The following is a 16,795-nucleotide window of genomic DNA, read 5'->3' as shown; positions in this document are numbered from 1 at the left end:
CGGGGCGTCGGGTTAGGTCGTGGGGCGATTCTACGGGCTTTGGTAACCGGTGTCATTTTGCGATGCGGCACCGGGCGGGCATGCTGCGCCTGGTGTCGACACGTGTTACTCGGGTGGCTGCGAGGAGTCGCGGATGATCAGGTGCGGGCGGATGCTGGCCGCGGCCAGCACAGGCGTGCCTTCCGGCTGGATCAGCATGGCGGCCGCGGTGCGGCCCGTGTCGCGGGTGTTGCGGCGGACCGAGGTCAGCGAGGGCCACAGGCGCGAGGCGAGCGGGCTGTCGTCGAACCCGACCACCGACAGTTGGCGCGGGATGTTGATGCCGGCGCGCATGGCGACCTTGTAGACACCCGCCGCCATTTCGTCGTTGCCGGTGAAGATGGCGGTGGGCCGGTTCTTGCCGGACAGCAGCTTCTCGGCCGCGACCACGCCGGATTCGAAGGTGTAGCCGGCTTCGATGATGCGCGACTTCGGCAGTTCCAGCCCGCGTTTGGCCAACGCCTGCAGGAAACCGTCGGTGCGCTCGATCGACGACCGGTACGCCGCGGGGCCGGTGATCAGCGCGATATCGGTGTGGCCGAGCGAGAGCAGGTACTCGGCGGCTTCGGCAGCGCCGTCGCGGTCGTGCGTGACCACCATCCGCGCGGGCGTGTCCATCGACACCGAGGCGATGCGCGAATAGCGGCAGCCGATCTCGGCCAGCATGTCGGCCAGCGCCTGGTCTTCCGAGGCGCGTGGTACCAGCATCACGCCGTGCAGTTTCTGCTGCTGCACGAAGCGGCGCACGCCGTCGATGTAGCCCGGGCTGCGGCTGTCGCACGGATGCACCACCAGTTCGAAGCCCGAATCGCGCAACGCGTCCAGCGCGCCGTATTGCATGTTCACGATGTACTGCGCGGTCGGGTTGTCGTAGACCATGCCGATCAGGAACGACCGCCGGAACGCCAGGCCGCGCGCCATCGGATCGGGCACGTAACCGACTTCCCGCATCAAGGTCTCCACTTTCTCGCGGGTGTCCTTACGGACCAGGGGAGAGTGGTTGATGATGCGCGAGACGGTCTTCTTCGAGACGCCGGAAAGCCGCGCGATGTCGTTGATGGTCGCGGCCTTGCCGCCGATGGGCAGGGAGGCGGGGCTTTCGGGCTTCTTGCGCGCGGGCATGGAGTGGGTACGGGTCCGTTCGTCTGTCTGAGGGATTCTAGCGGTTGGGGGTCAGTCCAGCGCGCGGTAGCGGAAATTACGGAAGTGCACCTTGCCCTGGCCGGCGGCGTACAGCGAGGGCTTCAGCGCCAGGAAGCCGCCCGCCACGTTGTGGTGGTAGCCCGAGACTTCCATCTGCACCGGATACTTGGTCCAGGTCTTGCCGTCGGTGCTGGTATGGATCGTGACGATGTGGCGGTTGTGCGTGACCCGCAGCCAGAGCTTCCCCCCTTTGGCGCTGGGGGCCAGCCTGCCTGGGCGCTCCAGGCCGTAGCGGTGCATGACGAACTGCTCGCCGTTGCTGCCCACGCCGGCATACAGGCGGTCGTTGTAGAACAGCACCGCACCGCCCTGGGCGCCGGGTTCCACCTCCATTTCGACCTCGAACTGGTAGGCCAGGTCGCCGGCGATGATGCCCAGGGGCGAGCTGTCGCGCGGCGAAGTGCCCTTGCCCTGCAGCGTCATCACCCCGTCGCCGAAACCGAGGCGGGCGAATTCGCCCGGCGCGGGGTCGTAGAACGCCCATTGCGGCCCCAGCTTCCCGCTTCGGAAATCATCCGACAGCGCCATTCCATGCGATGCCAGCGCCGTGCCCGCCGGCTTGCGCAACGGCGTGCTCAGGTCGCCGCCCTTGGCGACGAACCAGCCGTCGTCGGTCCATTCGATCGGGTCCAGCAGCGCCTGCCGCCCCAGCGTCCAGAAGTCGCGCTCGTAACCGTGGTAGATCATCCACCACTGTCCACCGGCATCCTCTACCAGCGTGGCGTGGCCGCGCGACCACCAGTACTGCTCGCGCGAGGTGGTGCGTACCACTGGATTGTTGGGCGCGTTCTGCCACGGTCCATGGATGGAGCGCGCGCGCGCGACGATCACCATGTGCCCGGTCGGCGGGCCGGCGGTGCCACCGACGGCAGTGATCATGTAGTACCAGCCATTGCGGAAAGTGATCTTCGGGCCTTCCTGCGCGTAGCCCTCCACGTCCCACGATTCCGGATAGCGCCAGCCGTCGTAGACGTGCTTCACCTCGCCCACGGTGCTCAGGCCATCGTCGGCGAGCTGGACGTAGTCGCCCGCACTGAGGAACAGGTAGCGCTTGCCGTCTTCGCCCACGGCATGGCCGGGGTCGATGTGGCCCGGCAGCCCGATGTCGATGGGCTCGCTCCAGGGGCCGCGGATGTCGTCGGCCCACACGACGAAGTTGCTGCGTCGCGGCGACTCGGTACCGCCGACGCGCGCGGGGAAATAGATGTAGTAGCGGCCCTTGTGCTTGATCAGGTCCGGTGCCCAGATCGAGCCGACGTTCTTCGTGATCGCATGGCCGACCGGCTGCCAGTTGATCAGATCGCGTGAATGCCACAGTGGCAGACCGGGGTAGGCGGTGAAGGACGACAGGGTGAGGTAGTAGTCCTCGCCATCCTTCAGTACCGACGGGTCGGGGCGGTCGCCCGCGAGCACGGGATTGAGGAACGTGCCGTCGCCCAGGTCCGCCTGGCGCTGGTGTTCGATGCCGCGCTTCCACGCCGGTTCGCGGTGGCCATCACCCGCCAGCGCTGCCAGCGGTGCGAACAGGCACAGGGCGATCATCCACGACTTCATTGCCATCAGGAGTCCTCTACTTCGACGACGTGTGCTGCGATTTCCACTGCGGGTATTCCTTCGACAGCAGCCGCTTCGGCCAGCTGCCGTACCACTCGTAGCCCGTGCGGCGCTCGCGCGGAATGTCTTCGTAGCGTGCGACCCGCTGGCTGTCGCGTGTCGCGAGCACCACGCTGTTGTCCTTCACGTCGTAGAAGCGCGCCCACAGGCCCGTGGCCGACGGATCGGCGACCAGGCGACGGTCCTTGGCGCTGCTGTGGTACTGGAACTGCTCGGCCGGCGCCTCGAAGGTCTCGATGCGCCAACCGGTGATCTCCACCCTGCGCAGCCAGTCCACCGCTCCGTCCACGGCCGCCACGACGGCGGGCGAGGGGTCGGGGATCGACATCAGGTAGCGGACCACGCCGACGGTTTCCTGTCCCGCGATGGACGGCAGTTCGAACTTGCGCCCCTGTGCGGGCAGCAACGTCCGCGCGTCGTACTGGCCTGCCCAGCCGGCCAGCGTACGGCCCTGCCGTACCTGCAACGTCAGCAGGCAGGCATCGCCCTTGTCGATGGCGGACTGCACGCGTGCGCGCAACGCGGCATCGACGAAGGCATAACGGCGCGTGTCCGAGACGACCTTGCGCAACGTGCCCAGCACGCCCGCGGTGACGTCGTCGGCGATGGTGATGTGCGGATGGTAGGTCTGCGTGGCCGGCACCGTGTGCGGCCAGCCGCCGCATCCGGGAATCTGTTGTTCCAGCGTGAATGCGAGGCCCTTCAGGCTGCCGTCGCGGTAGCGCGCATCGCCGGTGATGGCGTAGGCCGTGGCCAGATAGTCCAGCTGGGTGTAGATGTTGCGGTTGTCGAAGCTGCCCCCGGACTTGCGCGCCTCGGCATCGAAGCGCGCCTTCTCTGCGTCATCGAGGATCCGTGCCGGATCCTGGTTCTCGATCCAGCCGCCATCCATGCGTTGATAGCGCAGGATGTTGTCGGCGATCTGCGCGACCTGCTCCGGCGCATGGCGCGGATACGTGTCGCCGTGCACGTTGCGCCAGTGATGGATGGCGTCCTCGAAGCCCGCCAGCGAGGGCGTTTCGGTCCCTTGTTGCGCGCACGCAGGCATGACGGCGCCCAGCAGAAGCCCGTAGAACAACAGCGTGCGGCGCGCCGCCCTCACTTGATCGCCCTGGGCAGCCAAAGGGAGAGTTCGGGGAACAGTGCCACGATCAGCAGCACGGCCAGGCCGGCCAGCCAGAAGGGCCAGATCGTACGCATGCTCTGCGCGATGGTGATCTTGCCGATGGCCGTACCGATGAAAAGCACGGACCCTACGGGGGGCGTCACCAGGCCGATGCCGCCCGTCAACACGAGCACCAGTCCGAAGTGGATCGGGTCGATGCCATAGGCCTTCGCTACCGGCAGGAAGATCGGCGTGCAGATCAGGATCATCGGTGCCAGGTCCATGAAGGTGCCCAGCAACAGCAGCACCAGCACGATCAGCAGCAACACCGTGTACTTGCTGTGCGCGATCGACTGCAGCGCGTCGACCGCAGCGGCAGGCACCTGCAGGTAGGCCAGCAGCCAGCCGAACACCGCCGCCGTGGCGATCACGAACAGGATCACGCCGGTGGTGCGCGCCGCATGCGTCACCGTGGCGAAGAACTCCTTCAGCGACAACTGGCGGTACAGCACACTGGTCACCAGCAGTGCGTACACGACCGCGATGGCGGCGCTCTCCACCGCAGTGAAGATGCCCGCGCGGATGCCGAAGAAGATCAGGCCCACCAGGCCCAGCCCCGGCAGCGCGGCAACCAGCCGCAACAGCACCGCACGCATGCCGGGGAACGGTTCGGTACCGTAGCCTCGCTTGCACGCCACCGCCCATCCCGTGAACATCAGCACCACCGTCATCAGCAGCGCGGGCACGATGCCGGCGGCGAAAAGATCGGCGATGGACAGTCCGCCACCGGCTGCTGCGGAAAACAGGATGAGGTTGTGCGACGGCGGTACCAGCAGCGCCACCAGCGCGGCGGTGATGCTGACGTTGACGGCGAAATCACGGTCGTAGCCACGCTTGACCATCTGCGGGATCATCGTGCCACCGACGGCCGAGACGTCGGCGATGGCCGAGCCCGACACGCCGCCGAAGAACAGCGACGACAGGATGCTGACCTGGCCCAGGCCGCCGCGCAGGCGGCCCACCAGCGAAGCGGCCAGGCTGATCAGGCGCTCGGAGATGCCACCCCGCAGCATGATCTCGCCGGCGAAGATGAAAAGCGGGATCGCGATCAGCGATGCCGAGCCGGTGCCCGAGGAAATCTGCTGCACCAGCACGATGCTGGGCAGATCCAGGTAGAGCAGGGTTGCCAGCGAGGCGGCCGCAAGCGCATAGGCGACCGGCACGCCGATCAGCAGCAGGATCGCGAAGATCGAGAACAGCAGGGTGATCGCCATGGGTCAGCGGGCCTCGTCGGTCAGCGGCGCGCGCAGCACCAGGAGCAGTCGATTCAGGGCGAACACCGCCATCAGCAGGCCGCCCAGCGAGAGCGGCAGGTATCCGATGCTCTGCGGCATCGGTGCGCCGGCGATGCGGATGTCCAGTCCGTCGAACAGCAGCACTGCGCCCCAGTAGGCCATCACCGCGCCGATCGCGGCGATCATCAACGGGGATACGGCGTGCAGCAGCTTCTTCAGTCGAGGACCCACTGCATCGGCCAACAGGAAGAAGCCGAAGTGGCGGTTCGTATGGACGCCTGCCGCGGCCCCCAGGCTCATGGCGGTGGTCAGCAGCAATACGGTGACCGGCTCGGTCCAGCTGGGCGAATCATTGATGACGTAGCGGGCGATCACCTGCCAACCCTGTACGACTACCAGTCCGAGCAGGGCAACGACCGCCACGGCGATGGCAGCGTTCGACAGCAGGTCCATGCCGCGTTGCAGCGGCGTGGCGGGAGACGGTGTGGTTTCTTCGGACATCGCGTTTGTTCTCAGGCCAGGTCACGGATGCGGCGGTACAGGGCGTCCATGGCGGCGTCGCGCCGGTATTCGGACAGCAGCGGTGCCGACGCGCGCGCGAACGCCACCAGGTCGGCATCGTTGTGCTTCACCCCGGCCGCGAACACGGCATCGCGTGCCTTCGCTTCGGATGCGTCCCAGAGCGTGCGCATCACGCCCACGGACTGGCGCGCCGTCTCCACCAGCAACTCGCGGTCGCGGGGCTGCAGTTGATCCAGCGTGCGCTGCGAGACCAGCAGCACGTCCGGTGCGTAGGAATGGTTGGTTTGCGACCAGTACTGCGCCGCCTCGAAGTGACGACTGGAGTGGAAACTGCGGATATTGTTCTCCGCCCCGTCGATCATGTGCGTCTCGAGGCCGGAGAACACTTCGCCCAGCGAAAGCGGGGTGGGATTGGCACCGAACAGCCGCAGCATCCGGATGAAGATGTCCGACACCGGCACACGGATCTTCATGCCATGCAGGTCCCCGGGTTTCTCGATGGCGCGGCGTGCGTTGTAGAAGCAGCGCGCACCGGAGTCGTAGATCGCCAGGCCGACCAGCCCGCGGCGGGAGAAGCCTTCCAGCACTGTCTTGCCCACGCCTTCATCCATCGCGCGGCGCATGTGCGCCACCGAATCGAATACATACGGGAGACACAACGCCTGGGTCAGCGGGAAGGCATTGTTCAGCGCACCGGCATACACGCGGGTCATGTCGATGGCGCCGAAGCGCGCCATGTCGATCGCTTCCGACTCGCGACCGAGTTGGCCGGAGTGGTACTGGCGCAGGGTCACGCGGCCCCCGGTCTCGCGCGCCATCGTCTCGCCGATCCAGCGCACGGCTTCGACCGTGGGGTAGTCCTTGACGTGCACGTCGGTGGCGGTCAGCACGTGCCGGCCGTCGTCGGCCAACGCGCGGGTGCCGGCCAATGGCAGCGCAGCAGCGACGCCGAGGCCCGTGCCCAGGAAACGCCGACGGTTCATCATGCGCGCCAGTCTCCTTCGTCCTTCGGGGTTGCGGCGACCGCGAGGCATTCGATGGTGCCATGGCCGGCGAAGTCGATGCGTGCCCGCTGGCCCGGCAGGATGTCGTGGATGCCGGTGGCGTTACCCGTGGCGATCAGGTCGCCCGCCTTGAGCGGCCGGCCACGCCGGGCCGAGCGTGCGAGCGCGAAGGCGAAAGCCGCGCGCAGGCCGCCAGGCAGCGTTGTCGCGCCCCCCTGACCGACCTGCTGACCCTCGATCCAGGTCGTGCACGTCAGCGACGCATCGCTGCGGTCGGCCCAGCCGGGAATCTCGGCACCCATCACGAGTCCGTTGTTGTTGCCGAAGTCGGATACGACGACACGCGGACCCAACTGGTTGATCGTGGCCAACGGGCTGCTGGCCACTTCCATGCCGATGAACAGCGTGGAGGCGACGGTGGCGGCCTCTTCCGGTGTCCAGTGGGTCTTCTCGGCAGGGGCATCCGCGTCCAGGCGCAATACGTACTCCGCTTCCACCGCGCCGAAGCCGCCGGCGAACACGTCGAAGCTTTCCTGACCACCGGTGGTCAACTTGAGCTGACGGGCGAAGATCGGTCCCAGCAGGCGCTCATCGCCGGACCCGTCGCGTCGCTCGGGCGCGATGAAGCCGACCTTCCACCCGGCGACCCGGTCCGGCCACTGCGCGATCGCAAGATCCTGCACGCGGTATGCCGTGACCAGATCATCCGGGATATCTCCGGGGAAGTCGGGCAATGCGCGTCCCTGACGCCGCGCGCTGACGAAGCTGTCCGCGATGGCGGCCAGTTCTGGGGCTTCCGTGCGACCGTCGGACGGCGCGCTGTGGTCAGTACTCAAGAGGGTTCTCCCCGCTGCGTTTTGTTGCACTGCCGAGTGACAGTGCAGGTTGATGGCCTGTATATGGTAAACCGGTGTCATTGACAATGTGCACTGCCGCAAAACCCATCCCGATGCCACGATGCGTCGATCCACTCCTGGGAGGGAGCCAATGCTTCATATCCGTTTTCCCGCGCGGGCCCGCGGACTGACCTGCGGCCTGGCCGCCCTGCTGATGGCGCTCGCGATGACGCCGGTCCTCGCCGCCGATGCGCCCGTGCTTGCATTCCCCGGCGCGCAGGGCGCGGCCGCGCACACGCCCGGCGGGCGTGGCGGCAAGATCATCCGCGTCACCAGCCTGGCCGCAGACGGTCCCGGCTCGTTCAAGGAAGCGGTGACGGGCAAGGGCCCGCGCATCGTGGTGTTCGAAGTCGGGGGCGTGATCGACCTCGGCATGAAGGAACTGCGCATCACCGAGCCGTTCCTGACCATCGCCGGCCAGACCGCCCCGCACCCTGGCGTGACCATCATCAAGGGCGGCCTGACCATCGCCACCCACGATGTGGTCATCCGCCACATCCGCATCCGGCCCGGCGATGGCGGGTTGCCCAAGCGTTCGGGCGACATCGATGCCATCACCACCGTGCGCGGCGCGCATGACGTCATCGTCGACCACTGCTCGCTTACCTGGGCGACGGATGAAAACCTCAGCGCATCCAGCACGCGCTTCCATGGCGAGAACGAAGCCGAGTGGATGGCCAACGCGTCGCGCCGCATCACCTACAGCAACAACATCGTTGGTGAGGGACTGGCGAATTCGATCCATGCCAAGGGCGAACATTCCAAGGGCTCGCTGATCCACGACCACGTCAACGAGGTCCTGATCGTCGGCAACCTGTATGCGCATAACTACGAGCGCAGCCCGCTGTTCAAGGGCGGCGCGCGCGGCCAGGTGATCAACAACCTGATCTACAACCCCGGCCAGCGCGCCATCCACTACAACCTGATCGCAGAGGAGTGGATGGGCCATCCGTACTCGCGTGGCGAGATGATCGTGCGCGGCAATGTCATGCGTGCGGGCCGGTCCACCGAGCCGCTGGCGTTCATGATGATCGGCGGCTCCGGCGATCTCGACCTGTACGCGCAGGACAACCTCATCGTCGATCGCGTGGGCAACAAGAGCATCCAGGAGACCGGCAGCTACACGACCGCGCCGGTGAAGCTCAACCGCGTCAAGCAGGCGCCCGCGTTGCCCTTCGGCGTCACCCTCCGGGGCTCCGGTGAAGTCCAGGATGCCGTCATAGAGACTGCGGGCGCGACGCCCTGGAACCGCGACCTGGTCGACCGCCGCATCGTCGCCGACGTCATCGAAGGCCGTGGTGAAATCATCGACAGCCAGGAGCAGGTGGGTGGCTACCCGCAGTACAAGGAAGCCCGCAAGCCGTTCATCGAAAGCGAATGGAATCTCGACGTGATGGAGCCCATCAGTGGTTACCCGAAGGGCGAACCGTTGCGCTGAGGCGCCGCGCCGCCGCTGTACCGCGCGCGCAAGGTAACGAAGATGACCCGCCGGAAGGGGGGTCTTCCATGTGCACGGCTCGCCACGCGCGCGCGCCCGCCGGACCATGCGCGCCGGGCTTTCAAACTGTGGATTTCCTGTGCCTTCAAGCATCAACCGAACACCCGTCGGTCACGGGGCATCAGTGCCGCGGGGATCATGCCGGCGCCCGTGACGTTGCAGCAGAAGGGAAGGCGGGCGCCCGTGCTGGCGCGCCCGCCCGCAGCGGTCAGAAGTTGAACCGCGCGCCGACGTAGTACTGGCGTCCCGTATGGTGGTACACGGAGGCGCGATCGCCGACCGAATCCACGTACTGGTCGTTGAACTCGTCTGTCAGGTTGATCCCCTCGAAGGTGAGGGTGAAGTGCTTGTCCCACTTGTACGACATGGAGAAGTCCACGCTGCGTGCACTGCGCTTTCCTTCCACGTCGTTGTTGTTCTGTCCCGGGACGCGCTGCAGATAGTCGTCGCGGAACGACGTGGAGATACGTGCGCTGAACTTGTTGTTGTCGTAGTAGAGCGTGGCGTTGTAGGACTTCGGCGACAGGTTGACCAGCTCATCGGCGATGTAGGTCACGGGGAAGCTGCCCGGCACCGCATAGTCGATATCCGATTTCACGTGCGTGTAGTTGAGCAGCACGCCGAAATGACGGAAACCGCCTGGCAGGAACGAGAACGGCTGCTGGTAGTTCAGCTCGAAACCCTTCAGCGGACCGCCGGGAGTGTTGATGGGCGTGCGGACATCGAACGGCACGTCCCAGAACGTGGAGGGCACCCACTCCAGCGGAAGGCCGGTGTCGCGGTAGGCGATGTTCTCGCGCAGTTCCTGGATGTAGGTCTCGATGTCCTTGTAGAACAGCGCCAGCGACAGCACCGAGTCTTCGGCGAAGTACCATTCCGCACTGAAATCATAGGTCTTGGCACGGAACGGATCGAGATACGGGTTGCCCACGCGGATGTTGGGCGACCCGGTGGTGGTGATGCCGGCACCGGGCGACAGGTTGCCCAGTTGCGGCCTTGCCATGACCTTGGCGGCACCGAAGCGCAGCACCAGGTCGTCGGTGACGTCCCATGCGAGGTTCAACGACGGCAGCCAGTCCTTGTAGTCGTTGCTGACCGTGACCGGGCTGCCGCCACCGACCGACGTATAGCCGCTGGCATCGACATCGGTGGTCGCGTAGCGGACGCCCACATTGCCGCGCATCGGGCGGCCCGCCAGATCCGCGTTGAAATCCAGTTGCAGGTAGCCGCCCCAATCCTCTTCGCTGATGCTGCGGTTGTTGCCGCGCGCATTGCCGTTGGTGATGCTGCTCAAGGTGAAGTCGCCGCCGGGCACGCCGGTGTTGCAATTGCAGTAGATGTTGAAGAGGCTGGCGATCGCATCGAGGTCCGGGATCAGCCATGAGCCGGGCGCCCGCCCGTCCAGGCCGCGGCCGAAGCCGGTGACCAGCGAGGACAGGTCGCCGAGCGTCGTGCCGGTGGGCAGGGCGGGGACCGCCGTTTCGCTGCTGCGGCGGAACTCCCACGTGTCCATGCCGAACTTCTTGTACGACATCCCCCCGCGCAGAGTGAATGTCTCGTTGATGACGAAATCCAGGTCCAGCTTGCCGGTGTCGAAGGTGTTGTCGACGCCCTGCGGGCGGATGCGGATCTCGGAGCCGGTGGTGTTCGCCGCCGGGCTGCTGATCCAGCGCCAGGACGACGGGCTGTTCACATCGAGGCTGCCGTAGGTGATCACCGGCAGGCGGCTGTTGCCGCGATAGTCCCAGCTGTAGCCGTCGAGGTTCTGGATGTCGAACGTCACCGTGGTCTGCACGGGATTCTTGAACTCCGACGTGGACGTGCCGACCATCGCGTTGAGCTTCAGGCGATCGGTGATGTCCTGCTCCAGGCTCAGGCTGTACTGGCTGAACTCCGTGGACAGCTCGTCGAAACGGGATTCCGAACGCACGTCGACATTGTCGAACACGCCGTAGACCAGGTTGCCGCGATCATCCACTTCAGCCTGGAGCACATGCGTCTCGTACTTGCCGCCCTGCGTGTTCGAGCGGCTGAAGGAGATCGTCTCCAGGAAATCCTCCTGGCGGGTCGCATCCAGCTTCGAGTACATCGCATCGAAACTCAGCAGCGTGCGGTCGCTGGGCTTGAACTGCAGCGCGGCGGTCACGCCCAGCCGTTCCTGTTCGTGGGTCAGGCGGCCGTAGCGCGGCAGGCGCGGATGGAAGGTGGTGGTGGCCGATGCCAGGCGGTATGCATCGTTGTTGGCCTGGGTGTTGGCGGGGCGCGGATTGCCAGTGGAGCAGTTCAGCGCGGTGGTGCCGCGCCCGCCGTTGTTGGCGTTGTTCTGCGGTGTGTAGCCGACCGGACTGCAGAAGCCGTTGGAGGAGGGACCGTTGTCCCAGCGCACCGCGCTGTAGCCTTCCTCCAGCAGGTTCCGCTCGCTGTAGGCCGCCGACAGCAACGCCCCGAACTTGCCGTCCGCCCAGGTATTGCTGATCAACGCGGAGAAGCGCGGATCCCATTGCTTCGACAGGTCGTTGTAGCCCATCTGGCTGGTCACCGTGCTGGTGAAACCGTCGTAATCGAAAGGACGCGCCGCGCGCAGATCGACGGTGGCGCCGAGCGAGCCTTCGTCGATCTGGGCCGATTGTGTCTTGCGCACCGTCAGCTTGCTGAAGAGCTCTGCGGCAAACACGTTGAAGTCGAAGCCACGTCCCCGGTTCGCACCGCCCGAGCTGTCCGTGCCGCCCGTCGTGGCCAGCGCTTCCAGTCCGTTGATGCGTACGCGGGTGAAGTCCTGTCCCAGGCCGCGGACGGTGATCGAGCGGCCTTCGCCGGCATCGCGATCGATCGCCACGCCAGGAATGCGCTGGAGCGCTTCGGCAAGATTGAGATCAGGAAACTTGCCGATGTCCTCCGCAACGACGGCGTCGATCTGTTCGGCGCTGTAGCGTTTCTCTTCCAGCGCCTTCTCGAGGCTTGCACGGAACGTGCCGACCACCTCGACACGATCAAGGTCCGTGGCGACGGGCGGCGTTGGTGAAGTCTCCTGCGATTGCGCGAAAGCCGGCGCGTGCAGTGCGACGGCGATCGAGAATGCGAGTGCGGTAACCGGTGTCTTCCGATTCTTCAGATTGCGCTTCATGACATCCCCCTCCCAAGGGCGGCCAACCGTTTTTGTGTGTCAGCGAGCGCCGACGACGACGTGATTTCCCCAATGGATCGTTCGCGATGTAGTCGTGATGACACCGCTGGTCAAAGACGCTATCAGAGTGTGCGGTGCAGCAACAACTGATTGATTCGAAACAGAAAATGTCCCATGGACAGCGAGGCGCGATGTAATCGCTTTCCCGGCCGGGACGCTGGTCGCGGGAGATAAAAAAAGCCCGGCCGGGAGAGTCGGCCGGGCTTCGGGTGCACCTCCACCAAGGAGGTGCGGGACGGTCAACGCATCAGAACTTGTAGCGCAGGCCCAGCAGGTACTGACGGCCGGTCTCGCTGTAGTCCAGCGGCAGGGTGACGCTGGGGTTCGACACCCAGGATTCCTGCGGTTCGTCGGTGAGGTTGATGCCCTCCAGGCTCAGCTCGAGCTTGTCGTTGATCTTCCAGCGCACCGAGGCATCGACCGTCGTGGTGCCGGTCTGGCCATGCACGCCGTCCAGGTTGAACCCTTGTTCCGCACCCGGTGCCTGGATGAGGTAGTCGTCGCGATTGGTGGCCGAGACACGGCCGGAGAAGCGCTCGCCTTCATAGAACAGCGTGGCGTTCCAGGCGGTCTTGGACAGGCCAAGCAGGTCAGTCTTCAGCACATTGGTGCCGCCGCTGTTGACGTACTGGATCTTCGAATCGACATACGTGTAGTTCAACTGCACGCCGAGGTTCGCCCACTTGCCTGGCAGGAAGGTGAACGGCTGGACGTAGTTCGCCTCGAAACCCGTCAGCTCACCACCCGGCGTATTGAGCGGAACGGTGAAGGTGAAGTCATCGGTGACCGAAGCGCCCGTGCCTTCCAGCAGGCTGGCCGGCAGTCCGCTTGACTCGTAGCTGCGGATCTCGCGCGTGGTCTGCACGAAGCTGTCGATGTCCTTGTAGAACAGGCCAACGCCGAGCATCGCGCCTTCGTTGAAGTACCACTCCAGGCCCAGGTCGACGGTCTTGGCGCGGATGGGGTCGAGGTTGGGGTTACCACCCGACACCGTGCGCGCGCCACCGGCGACGGCAACGGTAACACCGGGCGTCAGTGAACCCAGGCCCGGTCGCGACATCACCTTGGCGGCGCCGAGGCGCAGCAGCAGGTCGGGGCTGAGTTCCGCCACAAGGTTCATCGACGGCAGGGTGTCGCTGTACTCGCGCGTTACGGTCGCCGCGACCGGCGTGCCACTGGTGGTGGCAATGCCGGTCGACGTCTGCTTGGTCCGTACATAGCGCACGCCGACGTTGCCCGACAGCGGGATCGGGCCGAGGTCCGTGGAGAACTCGCCCATCAGGTAGACGCCGCGGTCTTCCTCTTCCACGCTGCGCGTGTTGACCGCGCGCTCGGTCACCGCGAAGGTGCCGCTGTTGCTGTAGATGTCGAACAGGTCGGCCACGGCCTGGTAATCGGGGATGACCCAGGTGCCCGGCGACCCGCTCACGCCACTCAGACGGGCCAGTTCGGTCAGGTCGGCCGGCACGATGCGTGTTCCACCCGTGAAGGTCGGTACCGAAAGCTCGTTGCCGCGACGCAGTTCACGCGTATCGAACGAGTAGTCCTTCGCCTGCACGCCGCCCTTCAGGCGGAAGCCCGGGCTTATGTTCCAGTTGAAATCAAGCTGTGCATTGTCGAACTTGTTGGTCACATACTGCGGGCGGATGCGGATCTCGGCCAGCGTCCAGCCATTGGGGTCCGTCGGGTCGATGCCGTAGTTCAGCACCGGCTTGTACCAGTCGCCGCGGTAGTCGTAGCTGTAGTTGTCGACGTTGTACTTGTCCATGATGATCGTCGTCTGGATCGGATTCTCATGCTCCGACTTGGACGTGCCGATCTTGCCGCTGATCTTGAAGTTGTCGGTGAACTCGTGCTCACCCTCGAAGTTCAGCTGGGTGTAGACCGTGTTCCATTCGTCGTGACGGCTCTCCGAGCGGATATCCACATCGTCGAAGAGGCCATAGACAAGGGCGCCGTCCTGGATCACGCCATCGCGCACGATCGTATGCGGCTTGCCCGACAAGGGATTGGTCGTCGGATTCGGATTGGCGACGTTGCGACTGAATGAAATCGCCTCGATGTACTTCTCGTCCCGTGTAGCATCGATCTTCGAATAAAGCGCATCCAGCGCGAACTGGGTGCGGTCGCTGGGCTTGAACTGGAACGACGCGGTCACGCCGGTGCGCTTCTGGTCGTGTTCCATCAGCGTGTAACGCGGGAAGCGCGGATGGTAGACGTCGGCGGCGCGCGCTGCCGCGAACGGCGACGTTGCGCTGAATCCGCCATTGCTGGGGCCGTTCGCCCAACGTCCGCTGCCGCTACCTTCTTCCAGCAACTGGCGCTCGGAATAGGCGACGGACAGAAGGGCGCCGAACGTGCCATCGGCCCAGGTGTTGGCGATCAGCGCGGCCACGCGTGGATCGGTTTCGCTGGCCATGTCGTTGTGGCTGAGCTGGCCGCTGGCGACGAAGGTAAAGCCGTCGTAATCGAACGGGCGTGCCGTGCGCAGGTCGACGGTGGCGCCCAGCGAGCCTTCTTCCACGTCAGCCTGCGCGGTCTTGCGCACGATCAGCTGCGAGAACAGATCCGACGCGAACACGTTGAAGTCGAAGCCACGGCCACGGTTGGAGCCACCTGACTGGTCGGTGGCGCCCACCGTGGTCAGCGCTTCCATGCCGTTGATGCGCACGCGGGTGAAGTCAGGGCCCAGGCCACGCACCGAGATGTTGCGGCCTTCGCCGGCATCACGCGTGATCACCACGCCCGGGATGCGTTGCAGGGATTCGGCCAGGTTGAGGTCCGGGAACTTGCCGATGTCCTCGGCCACGATGGCATCGACCACGCCGGCTTCGCCGCGCTTGATGTCGAGCGCCTTTTCCACGCTGGCGCGGTAGCCGGTGACACTGACGGTATCCAGGGTGGAGACATCAGCCTGCGCCGGCGCGGCCTCACTCGATTCGGTGGATTGCGCTGCTTCCTGGGCGTGTGCGGCTGCACTCATCTGCAGCGCCAGGCCGATCGAGACAGCAAGCAAGGTAACCGGTGTCTTCCGGCTGTTGTGACTGACTGGCATGTTCTCCCCTCCTCAAGGGACCATGGCCGCGTGTAGCGACTGTTTTGATCGAAAATAAAGCGGTTTATTCCCTTACAGATCCTGCCAGCTGGTAAAATGACACCGCTGGTCAAAACGAACGCTAACAGAGTGTGCGCTGCAACAACAACTGGTGACTGACCCGGATTATCTTGTCCCGAGGACAAGCCGGAACAGGCTGTCGATGAGGTGACACGTGTCGTCGCAACGGGAGGAAAGGGTGATGGGGAAGATCGTCTGTTTCGGAGAATTGCTGTTGCGGCTGGGCGCGCCGGGTCGCCAGGTATTGCTGCAATCGCCTGTGCTCGACGTGCATGTCGGTGGCGCGGAGGCGAACGTGGCCGTGTCGCTGGCGAGGTTCGGGCATGACGCGGCGATGGTGGGGCTGGTCGCCGACAATGCGCTCGGCGAAGCCGCATTGGGCGAACTGCGCAGGCACCGCGTCGATACCTCCGCCGTGCAGCGGGCACCGGGCCGGATGGGCCTGTACTTCCTGACCTCCGGCGCCATCCATCGGCCGAGCGAGGTGCTCTATGACAGGGCCGACTCGGCGTTCGCGCGCGCCGGCGGTGGCCGGCACGACTGGACGACACTGCTTGATGGTGCGGACTGGCTGCATGTGTCGGGCGTGACGCCGGCCCTCGGCCAGCAGGCCGCCGATGGCGTCCTCGAGGCAGTGAAGGCAGCACGTGCGGCGGGCGTGAGGGTCTCGTTCGACGGCAACTTCAGGCCGAAGCTGTGGGAAGCGTGGGGCGGTGATGCGCCGACGATCCTGCGTGGACTGATGGCCGAAGCGGACATCCTGTTCGCCAGCCATCGCGACCTGCAGGTCGTGCTGGGCCTGGATTTCCCGCAGGCGACGCCGCAGGAACGCTTCGCGGCCGGCGCCGCTGCCGCGTTCAAGGCGTTCCCTCATCTTGGCCAGATGGCCGCGACGGTCCGCGTCCAGCGCAGTGTCGACCACCACGCGCTGTCGGCCATCACCGCGTTGCGCGATGGCGCGTTGCATACCACGCCGGCCTACGAGGTCTCGCCGATCGTGGATCGCATCGGGACCGGCGATGCATTCGCTGCCGGCGTGCTCCATGGCGGTCTGGCCGGCTTGACCAGCGCCGATGCGTTGCATTTCGGCGTGGCGGCGGCCTGCCTGAAACACTCGTTGCCGGGCGACTTCAATCTTGTGGGCGCCGCCGATGTACAGGCGTTCCTTGGCGAGAACAGTCTCGACGTGAAGCGTTGAGTGTCTGACAGCACCAGGGAATGTTGCGTTGCGACATTCCCGGACGCAGGAAAATCTATCGTTTGAAGATGCTGGCGCGGGCTTTGCCTCTCGCCTGTTTCCCGCAGACTGCGCGCCATGAT

At 65.4% G+C, this 16,795-nt stretch carries 11 protein-coding genes; 2 read left to right on the top strand and 9 right to left on the bottom strand.

Features of this window, described 5'->3' with window-relative positions; all coding sequences use genetic code 11:
• Positions 1 to 105 precede the first annotated feature (105 nt).
• Genes AC3DET_RS06085 through AC3DET_RS06055 form a run of 7 tightly spaced genes read right to left on the bottom strand, consistent with a single transcriptional unit; the run spans position 106 to position 7,618 of the window.
• On the bottom strand, positions 106 to 1,161 hold the full coding sequence (locus AC3DET_RS06085) for a LacI family DNA-binding transcriptional regulator (RefSeq protein ID WP_488391023.1): 1,056 nt from the start codon (positions 1,159 to 1,161) through the stop codon (positions 106 to 108).
• A 51-nt stretch (positions 1,162 to 1,212) separates the two neighbouring features.
• A complete protein-coding gene (locus tag AC3DET_RS06080; protein ID WP_488391022.1) occupies positions 1,213 to 2,802 on the bottom strand; it encodes a family 43 glycosylhydrolase in 1,590 nt (529 codons plus the stop codon).
• 10 nt (positions 2,803 to 2,812) lie between these two features.
• Positions 2,813 to 3,958, bottom strand: a complete 1,146-nt coding sequence (gene pelA / locus AC3DET_RS06075; RefSeq protein WP_488391021.1) for a pectate lyase — start codon at positions 3,956 to 3,958, stop codon at positions 2,813 to 2,815.
• A complete protein-coding gene (locus tag AC3DET_RS06070) occupies positions 3,955 to 5,235 on the bottom strand; it encodes a TRAP transporter large permease (protein WP_337730705.1) in 1,281 nt (426 codons plus the stop codon). The genes pelA and AC3DET_RS06070 overlap by 4 nt, the downstream gene beginning before the upstream one ends.
• Before the next feature lie 3 nt (positions 5,236 to 5,238).
• Positions 5,239 to 5,757, bottom strand: a complete 519-nt coding sequence (locus tag AC3DET_RS06065; RefSeq protein ID WP_337730704.1) for a TRAP transporter small permease — start codon at positions 5,755 to 5,757, stop codon at positions 5,239 to 5,241.
• A gap of 11 nt (positions 5,758 to 5,768) precedes the next feature.
• Complete coding sequence (locus tag AC3DET_RS06060; protein WP_488391020.1) at positions 5,769 to 6,764, bottom strand: TRAP transporter substrate-binding protein; 996 nt, start codon at positions 6,762 to 6,764, stop codon at positions 5,769 to 5,771.
• Entirely contained in the window at positions 6,761 to 7,618 is an 858-nt protein-coding gene (locus AC3DET_RS06055; protein ID WP_488391019.1) for a 2-keto-4-pentenoate hydratase, read from the bottom strand. Before AC3DET_RS06055 ends, AC3DET_RS06060 begins: the two co-directional genes overlap by 4 nt.
• Positions 7,619 to 7,769: 151 nt before the next feature.
• Between AC3DET_RS06055 and AC3DET_RS06050 the strand changes: the two genes are divergently transcribed.
• The gene (locus AC3DET_RS06050) at positions 7,770 to 9,116 is read left to right on the top strand and encodes a pectate lyase family protein (RefSeq protein ID WP_488391018.1); all 1,347 of its coding nucleotides are present in this window, start codon (positions 7,770 to 7,772) and stop codon (positions 9,114 to 9,116) included.
• 268 nt (positions 9,117 to 9,384) lie between these two features.
• On the opposite strand, the gene AC3DET_RS06045 is transcribed toward AC3DET_RS06050, so the two are convergent.
• Positions 9,385 to 12,300 (bottom strand): TonB-dependent receptor, encoded by a 2,916-nt coding sequence (locus tag AC3DET_RS06045; protein WP_488391017.1) that lies wholly within the window; start codon positions 12,298 to 12,300, stop codon positions 9,385 to 9,387.
• 307 nt (positions 12,301 to 12,607) lie between these two features.
• Positions 12,608 to 15,415, bottom strand: coding sequence for a TonB-dependent receptor (locus tag AC3DET_RS06040; protein WP_488391016.1), 2,808 nt, complete (start codon positions 15,413 to 15,415; stop codon positions 12,608 to 12,610).
• A gap of 241 nt (positions 15,416 to 15,656) precedes the next feature.
• Between AC3DET_RS06040 and AC3DET_RS06035 the strand changes: the two genes are divergently transcribed.
• Positions 15,657 to 16,673 (top strand): sugar kinase, encoded by a 1,017-nt coding sequence (locus AC3DET_RS06035; protein ID WP_488391015.1) that lies wholly within the window; start codon positions 15,657 to 15,659, stop codon positions 16,671 to 16,673.
• Positions 16,674 to 16,795: the final 122 nt, after the last annotated feature.

The organism is Pseudoxanthomonas sp. 97-1-1 (genome assembly GCF_057773125.1).
The sequence above is the reverse complement of the archived record's forward strand: the minus strand, read 5'-3'. Positions and strand labels throughout refer to the sequence as shown.

What these genes read in the sequence shown, in the direction of transcription:
- AC3DET_RS06085 (WP_488391023.1), bottom strand. Translation starts at nt 1,161, where the DNA reads ATGCCCGCGCGCAAGAAGCCCGAAAGCCCCGCCTCCCTGCCCATCGGC.
- AC3DET_RS06080 (WP_488391022.1), bottom strand. Translation starts at nt 2,802, where the DNA reads ATGGCAATGAAGTCGTGGATGATCGCCCTGTGCCTGTTCGCACCGCTG.
- AC3DET_RS06070 (WP_337730705.1), bottom strand. Translation starts at nt 5,235, where the DNA reads ATGGCGATCACCCTGCTGTTCTCGATCTTCGCGATCCTGCTGCTGATC.
- AC3DET_RS06065 (WP_337730704.1), bottom strand. Translation starts at nt 5,757, where the DNA reads ATGTCCGAAGAAACCACACCGTCTCCCGCCACGCCGCTGCAACGCGGC.
- AC3DET_RS06060 (WP_488391020.1), bottom strand. Translation starts at nt 6,764, where the DNA reads ATGATGAACCGTCGGCGTTTCCTGGGCACGGGCCTCGGCGTCGCTGCT.
- AC3DET_RS06050 (WP_488391018.1), top strand. Translation starts at nt 7,770, where the DNA reads ATGCTTCATATCCGTTTTCCCGCGCGGGCCCGCGGACTGACCTGCGGC.
- AC3DET_RS06045 (WP_488391017.1), bottom strand. Translation starts at nt 12,300, where the DNA reads ATGAAGCGCAATCTGAAGAATCGGAAGACACCGGTTACCGCACTCGCA.
- AC3DET_RS06040 (WP_488391016.1), bottom strand. Translation starts at nt 15,415, where the DNA reads ATGCCAGTCAGTCACAACAGCCGGAAGACACCGGTTACCTTGCTTGCT.
- AC3DET_RS06035 (WP_488391015.1), top strand. Translation starts at nt 15,657, where the DNA reads ATGGGGAAGATCGTCTGTTTCGGAGAATTGCTGTTGCGGCTGGGCGCG.